At 62.4% G+C, this 14371-nt stretch carries 11 protein-coding genes; 2 read left to right on the top strand and 9 right to left on the bottom strand.

Features of this window, described 5'->3' with window-relative positions; translation table 11 throughout:
• Positions 1-36: 36 nt before the first annotated feature.
• The 5 genes from ACQY6T_RS11860 to ACQY6T_RS11840 form a co-directional block, all read right to left on the bottom strand.
• Entirely contained in the window at positions 37-1617 is a 1581-nt protein-coding gene (locus ACQY6T_RS11860; protein WP_428630995.1) for a fatty acid--CoA ligase, read from the bottom strand.
• Between the two features lie 13 nt (positions 1618-1630).
• Positions 1631-3088 carry a carotenoid oxygenase family protein gene (locus tag ACQY6T_RS11855; protein ID WP_428630993.1) on the bottom strand — a complete coding sequence of 486 codons (1458 nt, stop codon included), beginning with the start codon at positions 3086-3088 and terminating at the stop codon, positions 1631-1633.
• Between the two features lie 20 nt (positions 3089-3108).
• Positions 3109-5478: a TonB-dependent receptor gene (locus tag ACQY6T_RS11850; RefSeq protein ID WP_428630991.1), complete on the bottom strand. Its 2370-nt coding sequence runs from the start codon at positions 5476-5478 to the stop codon at positions 3109-3111.
• Positions 5479-5608: 130 nt separating this feature from the next.
• Positions 5609-6325 carry an SDR family NAD(P)-dependent oxidoreductase gene (locus ACQY6T_RS11845; RefSeq protein ID WP_428630990.1) on the bottom strand — a complete coding sequence of 239 codons (717 nt, stop codon included), beginning with the start codon at positions 6323-6325 and terminating at the stop codon, positions 5609-5611.
• On the bottom strand, positions 6322-7071 hold the full coding sequence (locus ACQY6T_RS11840) for a glucose 1-dehydrogenase (RefSeq protein ID WP_428630989.1): 750 nt from the start codon (positions 7069-7071) through the stop codon (positions 6322-6324). Before ACQY6T_RS11840 ends, ACQY6T_RS11845 begins: the two co-directional genes overlap by 4 nt.
• A 153-nt stretch (positions 7072-7224) precedes the next feature.
• Between ACQY6T_RS11840 and ACQY6T_RS11835 the strand changes: the two genes are divergently transcribed.
• The gene (locus tag ACQY6T_RS11835) at positions 7225-8862 is read left to right on the top strand and encodes a GMC family oxidoreductase (protein WP_428630988.1); all 1638 of its coding nucleotides are present in this window, start codon (positions 7225-7227) and stop codon (positions 8860-8862) included.
• Here ACQY6T_RS11835 and ACQY6T_RS11830 read toward each other — a convergent pair.
• Positions 8859-9620 carry a ThuA domain-containing protein gene (locus tag ACQY6T_RS11830; protein ID WP_428630987.1) on the bottom strand — a complete coding sequence of 254 codons (762 nt, stop codon included), beginning with the start codon at positions 9618-9620 and terminating at the stop codon, positions 8859-8861. The two genes, ACQY6T_RS11835 and ACQY6T_RS11830, sit on opposite strands and share 4 nt — an antisense overlap.
• 122 nt (positions 9621-9742) lie before the next feature.
• On the opposite strand from ACQY6T_RS11830, the gene ACQY6T_RS11825 reads away from it, so the two are divergent.
• Positions 9743-10525 (top strand): SDR family NAD(P)-dependent oxidoreductase, encoded by a 783-nt coding sequence (locus tag ACQY6T_RS11825; RefSeq protein ID WP_428630986.1) that lies wholly within the window; start codon positions 9743-9745, stop codon positions 10523-10525.
• Positions 10526-10531: 6 nt separating this feature from the next.
• Here the strand turns inward: ACQY6T_RS11825 and ACQY6T_RS11820 are convergent, their stop codons facing one another.
• The 3 genes from ACQY6T_RS11820 to metK form a co-directional block, all read right to left on the bottom strand.
• Complete coding sequence (locus ACQY6T_RS11820) at positions 10532-11641, bottom strand: NADH:flavin oxidoreductase/NADH oxidase (RefSeq protein ID WP_428630985.1); 1110 nt, start codon at positions 11639-11641, stop codon at positions 10532-10534.
• 656 nt (positions 11642-12297) lie between these two features.
• Positions 12298-13026: a tRNA (guanine(46)-N(7))-methyltransferase TrmB gene (trmB, locus tag ACQY6T_RS11815; RefSeq protein ID WP_428630984.1), complete on the bottom strand. Its 729-nt coding sequence runs from the start codon at positions 13024-13026 to the stop codon at positions 12298-12300.
• 52 nt (positions 13027-13078) lie between these two features.
• The gene (metK, locus tag ACQY6T_RS11810) at positions 13079-14308 is read right to left on the bottom strand and encodes a methionine adenosyltransferase (protein ID WP_428630983.1); all 1230 of its coding nucleotides are present in this window, start codon (positions 14306-14308) and stop codon (positions 13079-13081) included.
• Positions 14309-14371 lie beyond the last annotated feature (63 nt).

Genomic DNA, 14371 nt, shown 5'->3' with positions numbered 1-14371 from the left:
TAGGGACTGTCCCTATTTATTGCGATGAGACTGGTCTCACCCAATCTGCCGCTCGCGTCCTTCCCAATAGGGCGCGCGCAGTTCGCGGCGGAGGATCTTGCCCGATGGGTTGCGCGGCAGCGCCGGGATGAAGTCGACCGACTTGGGACATTTGTAACCGGCGATCCGTGTCCGCGCCCAGCTGATGATCTCCGCAGCATCGGCGGCCTGGCCTTCGCGCAGCACGACGCACGCCTTCACAGCCTCGCCCCATCGATCGTCGGGCACCCCGACCACCGCGACATCGGCAACGGCAGGGTGACTGTAAATCGCGTTCTCGACCTCGGCCGGATAGACATTCTCGCCGCCCGAAATGATCATGTCCTTCACGCGGTCGTGGAGGTAGAAATAGCCGTCCTCGTCGGTGTAGCCGGCATCACCTGTACGCAGCCAGCCATCGACGTCGATCGTCTCGGCCGTCGCCTCGGGCCGACCCCAATATTCGCGCATGTTTGCCTGGGTCCGGATCGCGATCTCGCCGATTTCGCGCGGGGGCAGGGGGTTGCCGCTCGCATCGATCACCCGCATTTCGACCCCGCGCAGCGGTTTGCCGACCGACCGCATGCGTTCGTTGCCGGCGGGATCATGATCCTCGGGCGGCAGCGCTGCTATGGTGCCCGATGTTTCGGTCATCCCGTACATCTGGACAAAGCCGCACTGGAAGATGTCGATGCATTGGCGCAGCAGGTCGAGCGGGATCGGCGAGGCGCCGTAAGCGATGTGGCGCAAGCGCGAAAAATCGACCTCGCGCGCCCGTGGCTGATTGACGATGATCTGCATCGCCGCGGGGACCATGAAGATTTTCGAGATGCCATGGGCTTCGATCAGGTCGAGCACCCCGCCCGGATCGAACTCGCGGGTGATGACGCCGGTCGCGCCGTTGGTCATCACCGTGATGCCATATCCGGTGCCACCGATGTGGAAGCAGGGCATGGCGACCAGCCCGACATCGCCTTCATCCCAACGTTCCCAATCGGCCTGCAGCGCGGGGTCGCGGTCGAGCTGCGAGCGCAGCACCGATCCGTTGGTCAGCACCGCGCCCTTGGGCTTGCCGGTGGTGCCCGACGTGTACATCTGGATCACCGCATCGGTTTCGCCGCGCGCGATGTCGGGGTCGATATCGGGAAAGCTATCGCGCCACGTCCGATAGTCGGGGAAATTATTGGCCGCGCCCTCGACAGCGATGACATGCTCGATACCGGGAAAGGCGTCGCGGTTCGCGGCGACCAGATCGGTAAATTCGGGACCGACGCACAGGAAGCGCGCGCCGCAATCGGCGGTGATCCACGCGATTTCGGGGACCGCGAGGCGCCAGTTGACCGGCGTCATCACGCCGCCCGCTTTGGCGACCGCCATCAGCAGCTCAAAGTAGAGGTCCGAATTCTTGCCGAGATAGGCGACCCGGTCGTCGGGGTTCAGACCGAGTGCGATCAAACCGGCCGCGGCGCGATTGCTGTTCGCGTCGAATTCGTCGTAGCGCGTCGCGCGGCCTTCGAAATGGAACAGGATTTTGTCGGGCCGCTCGCGCGCGCCTTGCCGCGCGACATCGGCGACCCGTTCAAATGGCGGCACTTTCACGTCCTACGCCTCCCTATGCGCGCCCTTCACCGAGCGCTTGACGGTAAAGCATGGAGTCAGCGGCGTAGAAATTGCAATGGAACCCCGACGGCACGCGGAACGGGACATGGATGGTGGCGAGCGGCCCCGCGGCGATGTCTAGCGCGGCAAAGATCGCGAGCTCGCTTGTCGCCGCGCCGGCGCGGTGGACCAGCGTCATGGCGTACCCATCGCCTTCGTCCGTTGCCCCGATGCGGGGGGCGAAGATCAGCTCGCCGCACGACGTACCCTTGCCGAAATGATAATAGTCTTCCTTGCCGCTCACCGTGTCGAAACGCAGCACCGCGTCCATTCCCTCGGCGCGGCCGTCGCGGCTGTTCAAATTGATGTTGGCAAAGCTGTGGCGCGAGGCGCGGGTGACGAAGCGGTCGTCGGGGCGCGGAAACTGGATGTCGCGGTCGTTGAGCGTCTCTTCCTTGAACCATGTGCCTTCGCCCGACGGGTCGATCGTCCAGCGGCGCAGGCTCTGCTGTGTGTCGCCATGGGTCTGCTTGACCCCGGTTTCGTCGGGAAACAAGGCGGTGCCGTTCGCCGCAGCGACGTCGGCGATGATCTTGCCGTCCTGTTCCCATACGTTCAATTCATGAAACATGTGGCGGGGTTCATAGTCGAACCAGCGCACGTCGCTCGCCAATCCCTCGCGCGGCATGACCGCGAATTTGGTCGGGCGCTTGTTGACCCAAGCGGTCATCGGCCCGCCCTTCATGAATCGGCCCAGGTCGGCATCGATCGGGATGACCGGAAACACCACCCAGTTTTCGGTCAGGAAGAAGGTGTGCATCAGCGCGTTGTGCGGCATGTCGATCAGCTCGGTCTTGCGCACCTTGCCCGCGGCATCGATGACATCGTAGCGGATCTGCGGCGCCCCCATCGGGCCGTTGATCCCGGCGCCCAGATTGATCAGTTCGCCGGTCTTATGATCGACTTTTGGGTGCGCCGAAAAGGTCGTCGTGATGATCCCGCCATAATGTTCCTCGCCCAGCGTTTCGAGGGTATGCGGGTCGAGTTCGACCGCGGGCGCACCCTCCATCAGCGCGAGCAATTTGCCGCCATGGACGATGATGTTGGTGTTGGCGGTGTTGTAGCGCTTGCCCGCCACCGACGGGTCGGCGGTCATCGGGTTGCCGAACATGCCGAACAGGCGATGGCCGGCGGCCTTCTCCAGCTCGAACTTCTCGGTCCGCACCCAGCGGTTGATCATCGAGGCGCGGCCGCCCTCGATATGAAAGGCATAGACCATGCCGTCGCCGTCGAACCAGTGATATTCGCCCTCGCGCGTCGGATAGAGCGGCTCGGGACCGTTGCGATAGAAAACCCCGACCAGATCATCGGGAATTTCACCCTCGACGATCAGGTCGGGCGCGGTCGCCTCGAACCGCACCGGCTGATGATGCCCCGACAAATAGGGGTGATCGAAAAACGCTTGAGCCATCGAACGATCACCCCAGAATTCTAGAATTTGAAGCCGAGTTCCACACCATAGGTGCGGGGCTCGATTGCGCCGGAGAAGGTGAACAGGCCAGCCACCGGCAAGGTGCTGCCAATGTCGCGCACATTGGTCAAATTGCGGCCGAAGAGGGCGAGGCTGACCTCGCCGCTGCCCGTCAAGAAGGTATAGGAAATCTGTCCCGACAGATTTTCACGGTCCTTGGTGATGCAGCGGATATCATTGGTGACGGCACCCAGCACAATCGGCCGGTTGGCGGTGATGCAGGTGGCGGTCTTGCTTTGGAAACGAAGCAGCAGGTTCGCATCGAAACGCCCCGAACCGATCTCCTTCGAATAATTGACCCCCGTCGAAATCTGGAACTTCGGCGCGCGGCGCAAGGTTAGCGTCGACACGTCGTCGCCGATGTTGTCGCCGTTCAAATCTTTCAGGAACGTGCCATATTTGGCGTCAAGATAGCTTGCCGATGCCGTGAAGTTCAGCGCGTCGGTAGGCTGGATAATCAGTTCCAGTTCGGCGCCGGTGATCGTCGCCGAGGCGGCGTTGCCGACGACCGTTTCCTGTGGCTGGGCCGATCCCGGGGGCGATGGCTGGACGACCTCTTCCTGCTTGTTGTCATATTTTGTGTGGAACAGCGCAATGTTGGTGCGCAACGAGCGATCGAGCCAGTCGGCCTTCAAGCCGACCTCGAACGCATCGACGGTTTCCGGAAAATAGGGGCCAAGCGACGTCGGCGATGCCGCGCGTCCGTTGAAACCGCCCGACCGGAAACCGGTCGAATAGGACCCGTAAACGATCTTGTTGTCGCCAATTTCATAGGTGGCGTTGGCGCGCCAGGTGAATTTTCCGAACGACTTCTCACCCGAACAATTATTCGCCGCACCGAATATAGGTAGTCCGGCCAGTGGTCCGGGTCCGAACACTCCCGTCGCGGCAACGCATGACTTCCCGTCGAACGTCGGCAGGCTCAGTTCGACGAGCCCGACGACCTGACCATAATTGTTGAAGGCTTCCTTTTTGTCGCGCGTGTAACGGCCGCCGACCGACAGTTTGAATTTGTCGCTCAACGTGAATTGGGCATCGGCAAACCCGGCATAGGAGGTCGCCTTGTTATCGGTATAGGCGCGCAGCGTTGCGCCCGTAGCCGATTGCGAGGGCACGGGACCCAGCCGGGTAAATTGGTCGAGCTGGTAATTGCTGGTGTAATAATATCCGCCAACCAGCAGATTGACCGCATCGCTGATTTCCGCAACGGCACGCAGTTCCTGGCTGAATTGTTCGAATTTCTGGAGACGCCGGGTGGCAAAGAAGTCAGCCGAGCTGCCGTCGAAATCCTGCGCCACATTTTCGTCATTGGTGCGATAGCCGGTGACCGAATAGAGCGTCAGATTATCACCCAGCGACCAGGTGATGTTGCCGGTCAGCGCATCGGTGTCGTTGCTGACATCGTGCGGTGCCAATTGATATGTCGCGTTCATGCCGCGATCGGGAAGCGAGAACCGGTTGCACTCGGCGACGGGCGAAAATCCGGGCACGCCCGCGGCCAGGCAGATCAGGTCGAGGCTCGACGAGGTTGGGATCGATACCGTCTCGCCGCGCTCGCGGCTGTGTTCATAGGTTAGTTCAAGCGAAAAAGCGTCGCTGGGCTCGATCAGCGCAGTGATGCCCCCGGTCAGCGTTTCATATTTCCCGTCGCGGCCGCCGGTGCTGATGTTGCGGACAAACCCATCGGTCTTGTCATAATAGCCGAACGCCTTGAGCGCGATGAAATCACCCAGCTTGCCGCTGTTCACAACCAGACGCGCGCTTTTGGTATCGAACCGCGCGTAGGAAAACCGGCCTTTCGCGCCAAATTCGTCGGTCGGGGTGCTGCGCTTCACTTCGATCACCCCGCCGATCGTGTTGCGGCCGAACAATGTCCCTTGCGGTCCGCGCAGCACCTGCAGGCTTTGCAGGTCAAAGCTGTCGAGCAACTGGCCGGTATTGGTGCCGATGAATACGCCATCGACGACGACGCCGACGGTCGGATCAAAGCTTTTTTCGATGTCCTCGAACGAAATGCCGCGAATGGAAATCGCTGCCGCGCTCGGGCCGGCCGACACACTGTCGATCACCAGGCTGGGAACACGTCCTGCGACATCGCGAATGTCCTGCACCATGCCGGTGTCCAAAGCCTTGGCATCCAACGCGGTAATCGCCACCGGCACCGACTGGGCGCTTTCTTCGCGCTTTTGCGCGGTGACGACGATTTCGCGAAGGGCGCCTTGACCGTCGTCGGCGGGCGCCTCTTGCGCCAGCGCAGGCGTGGCGATGGCCAGCGCGACAAGCGATACCGTGACATAGGCGGCGGGCAGCATTCGGGCGTGCGTGGACATTGGATTTCCTCCCTCTCGCGCCGGCGCATAGGTTCGCCAGTCACGTTGGATGGTTAAGTCCGCTTAATGCCCCGAATGAACAATCATCAAAAATATCAGGCATGCCGTAACGGTCGCCAGGCGCTTGAATCTACTGGCGTTGTGTCGCTCCGCCATCGACGAAAAGGCCGTGACCCGACATGAATCGGGCGTCGTCGGACGCCAGAAACGCGGCGACATCGGCGATGTCTTCGGGCTGGCCGAGGCGGCCGAGCGCGGCCTTGTCGATCCAGCGTTGCCTGAACTCGGGCATTGCGGTGAAGGCGGGCGCGGTCATTGGCGTGTTGATTGCGCCGGGCTGGATGCAGTTGACGGTGATCCCGAATGCCCCAACCTCCGCCGCGACCGATTTGGCCATGCCGAGCACGGCATGTTTCGAGGCGCTGTAAGCGGCCATTCCCGCTTCGCCGAAGCTCGACATCACCGACCCGATCAGGATGATCCGGCCGTGCGGCGAGCGTTCGAGGAGGGGGAGCGCGTCGCGCATCAGGCGGAAGACCGCCGTGACATTCACCGCCATCATTGTATCGAAAAATTCGTCGCTATGCCCGTCGAGCGGCTGCATCCCGGTGATACCCGCGCACGCCACGACAATGTCGAGCCCGCCGAAGCGCGTTTCGGCTTGCGCGGCCAAGCGTGCATTGATGCCCGGCTCGGTAACGTCCGCGATCACGTCGACTTCACCCGCGCGGTCGATGGTCAGCACGCGCGCACCATCGGCAGCCAAGCGCTGCGCGGTGGCGAGCCCGATCCCCGACCCGGCGCCGGTGACGAGCGCAGTGCGACCGTGAAGGCGGGCGGTTGTCACAGCGAACTGCCGCCGTCGACGCGAAATTCGGCGCCGGTCGCGAAGGCTGATTCATCCGAAGCAAGATAGAGGACGATTGCCGAGATTTCCTCGGGCTTGCCCAGGCGGCCAACGGGGTGCGTCGCGACCCAGCTGTCATAGAGGGCCTGACCGTCCTCAACCTGCGCCATCACCTTTTCTAAAATCGGGGTATGGATTGCGCCCGGATGCACGGAATTGCAACGGATGCCATAACCCTTGCGCGCATAGTGGAGCGCGACCGATTTAGTGAGGTGCGTCACCGCGGCCTTTGCGGCGTTATAGGCGGCAAGGTCGCCCTGCGCGCGCACGCCGCACATCGACGACATGTTGATCACCGACCCGCCATGATCCTTCATCTTCGGGATGACATGTTTGCAGCCAAGAAAGACGCCGTCGACGTCAACCGAGAATTCGTGACGGAAGGCTTCCAGCGTCAAATCCTCGATCGATCCGTGGGTGGTGATGCCGGCATTGTTGACGAGGATGTTGATACGCTCGCAAGTGCCAAGCGCAGTGAGCCACTCCGCTTCTTTCGATACGTCGAGCTGGACGAAACGCTGGCCGAGTTCGGCGGCGAGGGCTTCCCCGGCGGCGACGTCGACATCGGCGATCACAACGCTGGCGCCCTCGGCCACAAAGCGGCGGACGATATCGAGGCCCAGCCCCGACGCGCCGCCGGTGACAAATGCTGTCTTGCCGGCAATTCGCCCGCGAACCTTTGCCATCGCATCCTCCCTGTTTTCTGGCCGCACTATCACGCCGGGCGGGAACCGAGGGGACTATTTATTGCGCTAGGTGCGGGGATCGCGCCGCCGGTTCCAAGGTCATGGCTTGGTTGGGCTACGAAAGCGTAGCCGCGCCGAGGCAGGAGAAGCGGCATGACCGACAGCTGGGATTATATCGTCATTGGCGCGGGGTCTGCGGGCTGCGTGGTTGCAGAACAACTCAGCGCCGATGCCGATATCCGGGTGCTACTGCTGGAGGCGGGAGGCAGCAACGACAGTCGCTGGGTCGCGATTCCTAAGGGGGTCGCAAAACTTGTCACCAATCCAGACCATATCTGGGCTTATGGCGTGTCGCAGCCGCGCGGCGACGGCGGCGCGCCGGGTGAGGTGTGGATCCGCGGCAAGGGGCTCGGCGGATCGTCAGCGGTGAACGGCATGATCTGGAGCCGCGGCGAACCCGCCGACTATGACGAATGGGAAAAGCTTGGCTGCACCGGCTGGAACGGCGAAACGATGACCGAGGCGTTCCGCAGTATCGAAGATCATGAGCTGGGGGCGAGTGCGATGCGCGGCGCGGGCGGGCCGGTTGGCATCGCGCCGAAAATCCACAGCTATCCGCTTGCCGAAACGATGGTGCAGGCGGGGGTCGAGATGGGGCTTCGGCCCGTCGACGACCTCAATGCCGCGACATCGGATCGCGTCGGCTTCTACTCGCACAATGTCCGCCGCGGCCGGCGCGAGAGCGCCGCGACGACTTTTCTCGCGCGGGCGAAGAAACGGCCGAACCTGCATATCGTAACCAATGCCATGGCCGAGCGGCTCGTGTTCGAAGGCGGCCGCGTTGTCGGCGTCGAAGCGAAGGTTGCGGGGCGGTTCAGGCGCTTCGATTGCGTCGGCGAAGTGGTCGTCTCGGGCGGCACGCTGGAAAGCCCTTTGCTACTTCAGCGTTCGGGGATTGGCGCCGCCGACGTTCTCCGCACCGCCGGGGTCGAGCTGCTCATGGATGCTCCCGACGTCGGTGGCCGAATGCGCGAGCATTTGGGCTTTTCGATGCCGCACCGCCTGTCGCGCGATATCGGCAGCAACCGCAGCTTGTATGGTCTCGGGCTGGCGCGCGCGATGGCGCAATATCTGCTGACGCGCGGGGGCGTCATGGCAACCGGACCGTTCGAGGTCGGCGCTTTCCTCAACCTGACGAGCCGCGATGCGCGGCCCGACCTGCAACTCTATCTCGGCGGCTACACCTTCGCGCTAGGCGACGATAAGCATCCGGTGCCGCTGAACAGCATCGACCGCAAACCGGGAATGACGATCTATGGCCAGCTTCTCCGCCTGACGAGCGAAGGGAGTATCCTGATATCGGGCCGCGGCAGCGAGGCGCCGCCGACGATCAAGCCCAATTGGCTATCAACCCTCGAGGATGAGCGCACGGCGATTGCCGCGGTGCACGCGATGCGCCGGTACATGGCGCAGCCGGCGCTTGTCGGGCTTGTCGAGCGTGAACTGCTTCCCGGTGCGGCGGTGCAGAGCGACGCCGAAATCCTCGCGGCGTTTCGCCGCCTCGCAACCTGCGGCCTCCACGGCGTCGGCACCTGCCGGATGGGCAGCGACAATCGTGCAGTCACCGATGCGCGGCTGCGGGTCAATGGTGTCGATGGCTTGCGTGTCGTTGATTGTTCGGTGATGCCGTCGCCGGTGACGGGGAATACCAATGCCCCGGCGATGGCGCTGGCACTGCGAGCAGCCGGTTTGATCCGCGAAGACCGGCGAAAGCTGCGCGCTGTTGCCTAGGCGCTTTCGCGCTCCTTGAGCCAGCCGATCCCGCGACGCAGCAGGTCGTAAAAGACCGGCAGATCCCATGCGCAACGGTCGACCGTCGGCCACCAGTCCATCATCGGCTGCAGGTCGTAATGCCCCCGGCAATGACCGAGCGTCAGGTAGAGCACCGCGCCGGCGCCGTGCTGTTTGATGTAGAAGACGGGATAGGTGCCGGGCGCATCATCGGCCTCGACGAAGCCTGTTCCGGGGCCGGTACATTCGGTGTCGAGCAGGACGTGCAGGGGGCCATGCGTTTCGAGGTGATAAAGCTCGTCGGTCGTCTCGAACGGCGCAACACCGTGGGTCAGCGGATGGTCGCGGTCGACGACGCGAACGGTATAGGGTTCGATCGCGGGATGACTGATGAACTGCGATCCGAGCAGGTCCGCCATCAACGGCGCCCAGCGCGGTGCGTCCCATACCCCGGTATCGAGCAAACGCAGGATCGAATTGGTGCCGTGGAGCGCATACCAGCGCCCGCCCTTTGTCAGCCAGCGTTTCAGCGCCTCCTGAGCAGGCAGCGACGGCGTCACGTCGCACGTATAGGTGATGAGGATATCGGCGGCCTCGATCGCTTCGATATTGTCATAATTCTCGAACACCCGCGTGCGCACGCGTTGATCGTCGGCGAGCAGCTTCAATAATTCGAGCCGCGCGAAATCCATATCGTGCCAGACACCGCCACAGATCAGCACGCAATCGATGCGGGGTGGGTGTTCGCTCTCGCTCATCGCCGGTCCTCTCCTGTTTATGTTCGTATCCTGCTGGCTTCGCGGCTGCCCGTCACCTTGCTGTATTGATAGGTTCCTGTCGCGTGCGAAACTGGCAAGAAGACGGAGAGAGGAGAGGCGCGATGCAGCGAAGGCTGAACGGCAAGGTCGCTTTGGTGACCGGCGGGACGAGCGGGATTGGCGCTGCCACGACCGGCCGGCTGGTGCGCGAAGGCGCAAAGGTCGTTTTCACCGGCTCCAACGCCGATGCGGCGGCGACGGTCGAAGGAGAAACCGGCGCGATTTTTCGCGCCCATCGCGTCGAGGAGACGTCGGCGTGGGATGCGCTGATGGCTGAGATCGAGGCCGAATATGGCCGACTCGACATCGTGTTCGCCAATGCCGGAACCGAGGCGGGCGACGCGAGTGTCGAGGATATCGATATCGACGCCTGGAATCATATCGTCGGTGTGAACCAGACCGGCGTTATGCTGACCGTGCAGCATGCGATCCGCGCGATGGCGAAGAATCCGCAAGGACCGAAAGGCTCGATCATCGTCAATTCGTCGATGAACGCCCATCGCGCGATGGGCAATTATGCCGCCTATTCGGTGACCAAGGCGGCGGTTGTGGCGCTCGTCAAATCGGCAGCGATCCACTGCGCAGGCAAAGGTTACGCGATCCGCGTCAATGCGATCCTGCCGGGCGTCGTCGAAACCGATATGATCCGCGGCGTGATCGATCGTGCGCCAGACCCGGTCGCCGCGCGCGCCGCATTCGAGGGTATGGCGCCGATGAAAAGGATGGCCCAGCTGGACGAGGTGGCCGCGCTGGTTGCCTTTCTCGCGTCCGACGAGGCCGGCTTTATCTCAGGCAGCGACTATGTGATCGACGGTGCGACGACCGCCGGAATGATGGGGGTCTGACCCCGCTTAAGCCGGCCGCAAGGTGTAAAGCCCGCGATGCTCGCGCGGCTCGCTGCGCTCATATTGCGGCGGGACAGCGATGGTCGCGCCAAGCGCCGCCGCAGCGTGCCAGGGCCAGCGCGGATCATAGAGCACCGCCCGCGCGATAGCGACCGCATCGGCATCACCGCCCGCGATAATTGCTTCGGCCTGCGCAGGTTCGGTAATCAGGCCGACGGCAATCACCGGGATGGTGACGGCATCTTTGACCTGGCGCGACAGGGGCACCTGGTAACCCGGTGCCAGCGCTATTTTCTGCGCCGGATGCAATCCGCCGCTCGACACGTTGATTGCGGAGCACCCGCGCGCTTCGAGGGCCTGTGCAAAGATAGCGGTCTCTTCGATCGACCACCCGCCATCGACCCAGTCGGTACCCGACACACGCACCGTCACCGGGCCTTGCTTGCCAAATGCACCCTGCACGATGTCGAAAACCTCGAGCGGAAAACGCATCCGGTTTTCGAGGCTGCCGCCATATTGGTCGTTGCGCCGGTTCGACAGCGGCGACAGAAACTGGTGCAACAGATAACCATGCGCGGCGTGCAGCTGGACCGCATCGATCCCGAGCCGCGCGGCGCGAACTGCGGCATCGGCGAAGGCCGTGCGGATCCTGTCCAAGCCGTCAATGTCCAGCGCTACGGGCGCTTCGTCGGCGTCGAGAAACGGTAATGCGGAGGGAGCGACCGTCCGCCATCCATTGGGCGAGTTCGCCGCGATTTGTCCGCCGCCGTCCCATGGCCGGGTCGTGCTCGCCTTGCGTCCGGCGTGGGCGAGTTGGATCGCAACTGGGATATCCGACCACTGCCGCACCGCCGAAAGCACGCGCGCGATCGCGGCCTCGGTGGCATCGTCGTAAAGTCCGACGTCGGCATAGGTGATGCGTCCCTCGGGCAAGACCGCTGCTGCCTCGATTGTCAGGACACCGGCACCCGAGATTGCAAGCTGGCCGAGGTGCATCAGGTGCCAGTCGGTCATCTGCCCGTCTTCGGCCGAATATTGGCACATCGGCGCGATGACGATGCGGTTGGACAGCGACAAACCGCCGATCGCGATCGGCTCGAATAATTTGGCCACCATCTTCTCCCGCTATACTTCGACATTGCAATCGCCTTACCAATGCTTTGGACCCAAGGCGAAGAACCCATCATAGGGCGAAGAGTCGGAGCCGAGCTATTCGCAAAATTGACAGACCACAGCATCCGGTTTGATGATGGCGTCGGATGTCTGCATCTTAATATGTTGGCCTTGGCGGCGCGTCGCGTCCGCTCCGAACGTAATCATTCCAAAAGCGGACCGGTCATTTTCAGCCATTTTGGTCGCCTGATTGTAATCAGGCGACCAAAATGGGTTGGAAGCTACCGTCAAGATTGTTGCGAAGGAACTGCAAGGCCTGTGTGTGTCATGCACTGCGTGGTGGTTCGTCTAGCGCCTGACGAGCTTTGGCCAGCCTGTGGTCTTGGCGTGGAAATTGTCGCAGTAGATGGTTAGGGGTGGCTGCAGATGGTAAGCACCGAATCTACAATCGAGTGCGAATTCGAAAACAGTCGATGATAAAAAGCGGCGTAAAATCGTGCTTTTTCGCACCCACATATATTCCATTTTGGTGAGGCACGAGGTTTATGGTTTTATGTCTCGGAGCCCAGAATTCGTGATCACCATGTAATCACAAAGATGCACGTTCAGCCTTAAAATTCTGAATTTGCATCTAAATATATTATGGGGAACCTGAGGCCTCAGCCGCATTTTGTGCTTGTCCGTCGCCAGCGGAAATACCAGACCTCATGTCCCAGCCTGCGCGCCTTGGCTTCATAGCGCGTTTCGGGCCAGCCGCCGGGTCGGACCTGGAAATCCTGCGCGTCCTGCGCCAGCCATTCGAACTGGTGGCGGTGGCGCCGCATCACCATCAGCGCGTGCGCCAGATAGATTGGGTGGTCGGTGCCGAAACGAAATTCGCCGCCGGGCTTCAGCTTCGCCGCGATCAGGTCGAGCGGCCCATCGTTCATCATCCGCCGCTTCGCATGGCGCGCCTTGGGCCACGGATCGGGGTGGAGCAGATAGGCAAAGCTCAGTGCGCCGTCGGGAATGCGCTGCAACACTTCCAGCGCGTCGCCGTGATGGATGCGGACATTGCCAATCGGCAGGCGCGTGCCGTGATCGCCGGCGACATGAACCAGCGCCTGCGCGACACCATTGATAAACGGTTCGGCGCCGATGAAGCCATGGTCGGGCAGCATGTCGGCGCGCCCCGCCATATGCTCGCCACCGCCAAAACCGATTTCAAAATGCAACGGACATTCGGATCCGAACACACGCTGCGCGGAAACTTCGCCAACTTCGGGCACCGCAATCTGCGGCAATAATGTATCGATCAAATCCTGCTGCCCCGCGCGCAGAGGCTTGCCCTTCGAACGGCCATAGAGGCGGTTGATCGTCGTCGGATCGCCGGGTTTGTTCGCAGTCATGCCGCGGCCCCTAGCGACGCCAGGCCGAGGCGGCAAGCGCCCGCGATGTCCGTCAGACCGCGAGCGCCGCCTTCAGCTTGTCGGAGAGGTCGGTGCGTTCCCACGGGAAGCTGTCGCCCTCGGACGTGCGACCGAAATGGCCATAGGCCGCGGTCTGCTTATAGATCGGCTTGTTGAGGCCGAGGTGGGTACGAATACCCTTTGGCGTCAGGCGCACTAGCTGCGGGATCGCGGCTTCGATCGCCGCTTCGTTCACGCCTTCGGCGCCGGTGCCGTGCAGGTCGACATAGATCGACAGCGGCTCGGCCACGCCGATCGCATAGGAGAGCTGGATTGTGCAACGGCGCGCGAGGCCCGATGCGACGATATTCTTGGCCAGATAGCGGGTGATATAGGCGGCCGAACGGTCGACCTTGGTCGGATCCTTGCCGCTGAACGCGCCGCCGCCGTGCGGCGCCGCGCCGCCATAGGTGTCAACGATGATCTTGCGTCCGGTCAGCCCGGCGTCGCCGTCGGGGCCGCCGATCTCGAAACAGCCGGTCGGGTTGATGTGATAGACGGTGTTGGCGGTCAGCAGCTCGGCGGGCAGCACGTCGGCGATCACGCCGAGCACATATTTGCGCAGCTCCTGGTACTTCGCTTCGTCGCCGTCGCCATTATGCCAGAAATAGCCCGGCGCATGCTGGGTCGACACGACGATCGCGGTTGCTTCGACCGGGCGTTCGTTGGCATAACGCAGGGTAACCTGGCTCTTGGCATCGGGCTCTAGGAAGGGCGCGGTGCCGGCCTTGCGGTCGGCGGCCATTCGCTCGAGAATCTTGTGGCTGTAATCGAGCGTCGCGGGCATCAAATCGGGGGTCTCGTCGGACGCGTAACCGAACATGATCCCTTGGTCGCCGGCACCTTCGTCCTTGTTCTCGCCGGCATCGACGCCCTGCGCGATGTGCGCTGACTGCGGATGCAAATTGTTTTCAAAGCGGAAGGTCTTCCAGTGAAAACCGGTCTGTTCATAGCCGATTTCGCGCACGGTGTTGCGCACCGCGGCTTCGACTTCCTCGCGCACGCCCGGCGCCCAATTGCCATTCTCGTCCATGATGCCAAGCCCGCGGATTTCGCCGGCCAGCACGACCAGCTGCGTCGTGGTCAGCGTTTCGCACGCGACCCGCGCCTCGGGATCCTTCGACAGGAACAGATCGACGATCGAATCGCTGATCTGGTCGGCCACCTTGTCGGGATGTCCTTCGGACACGCTTTCGGAAGTGAAAAGGAAGCTGTTGCGCATGGGAGACCTTCTTGGAACGAATTAAGAGGGGAATCGGATATAAAGAATGCTTTATGTGACCGC

Origin of the sequence: Sphingopyxis sp. (assembly GCF_965279725.1) — a bacterium.
Taxonomy (GTDB): domain Bacteria; phylum Pseudomonadota; class Alphaproteobacteria; order Sphingomonadales; family Sphingomonadaceae; genus Sphingopyxis.
The sequence above is the reverse complement of the archived record's forward strand: the minus strand, read 5'-3'. Positions and strand labels throughout refer to the sequence as shown.

Excerpts from the sequence above, each read along its gene's own strand:
- ACQY6T_RS11855 (WP_428630993.1), bottom strand. The coding sequence starts at position 3,088 with ATGGCTCAAGCGTTTTTCGATCACCCCTATTTGTCGGGGCATCATCAG.
- ACQY6T_RS11850 (WP_428630991.1), bottom strand. The coding sequence starts at position 5,478 with ATGTCCACGCACGCCCGAATGCTGCCCGCCGCCTATGTCACGGTATCG.
- ACQY6T_RS11840 (WP_428630989.1), bottom strand. The coding sequence starts at position 7,071 with ATGGCAAAGGTTCGCGGGCGAATTGCCGGCAAGACAGCATTTGTCACC.
- ACQY6T_RS11835 (WP_428630988.1), top strand. The coding sequence starts at position 7,225 with ATGACCGACAGCTGGGATTATATCGTCATTGGCGCGGGGTCTGCGGGC.
- ACQY6T_RS11830 (WP_428630987.1), bottom strand. The coding sequence starts at position 9,620 with ATGAGCGAGAGCGAACACCCACCCCGCATCGATTGCGTGCTGATCTGT.
- ACQY6T_RS11825 (WP_428630986.1), top strand. The coding sequence starts at position 9,743 with ATGCAGCGAAGGCTGAACGGCAAGGTCGCTTTGGTGACCGGCGGGACG.
- ACQY6T_RS11820 (WP_428630985.1), bottom strand. The coding sequence starts at position 11,641 with ATGGTGGCCAAATTATTCGAGCCGATCGCGATCGGCGGTTTGTCGCTG.
- trmB (WP_428630984.1), bottom strand. The coding sequence starts at position 13,026 with ATGACTGCGAACAAACCCGGCGATCCGACGACGATCAACCGCCTCTAT.
- metK (WP_428630983.1), bottom strand. The coding sequence starts at position 14,308 with ATGCGCAACAGCTTCCTTTTCACTTCCGAAAGCGTGTCCGAAGGACAT.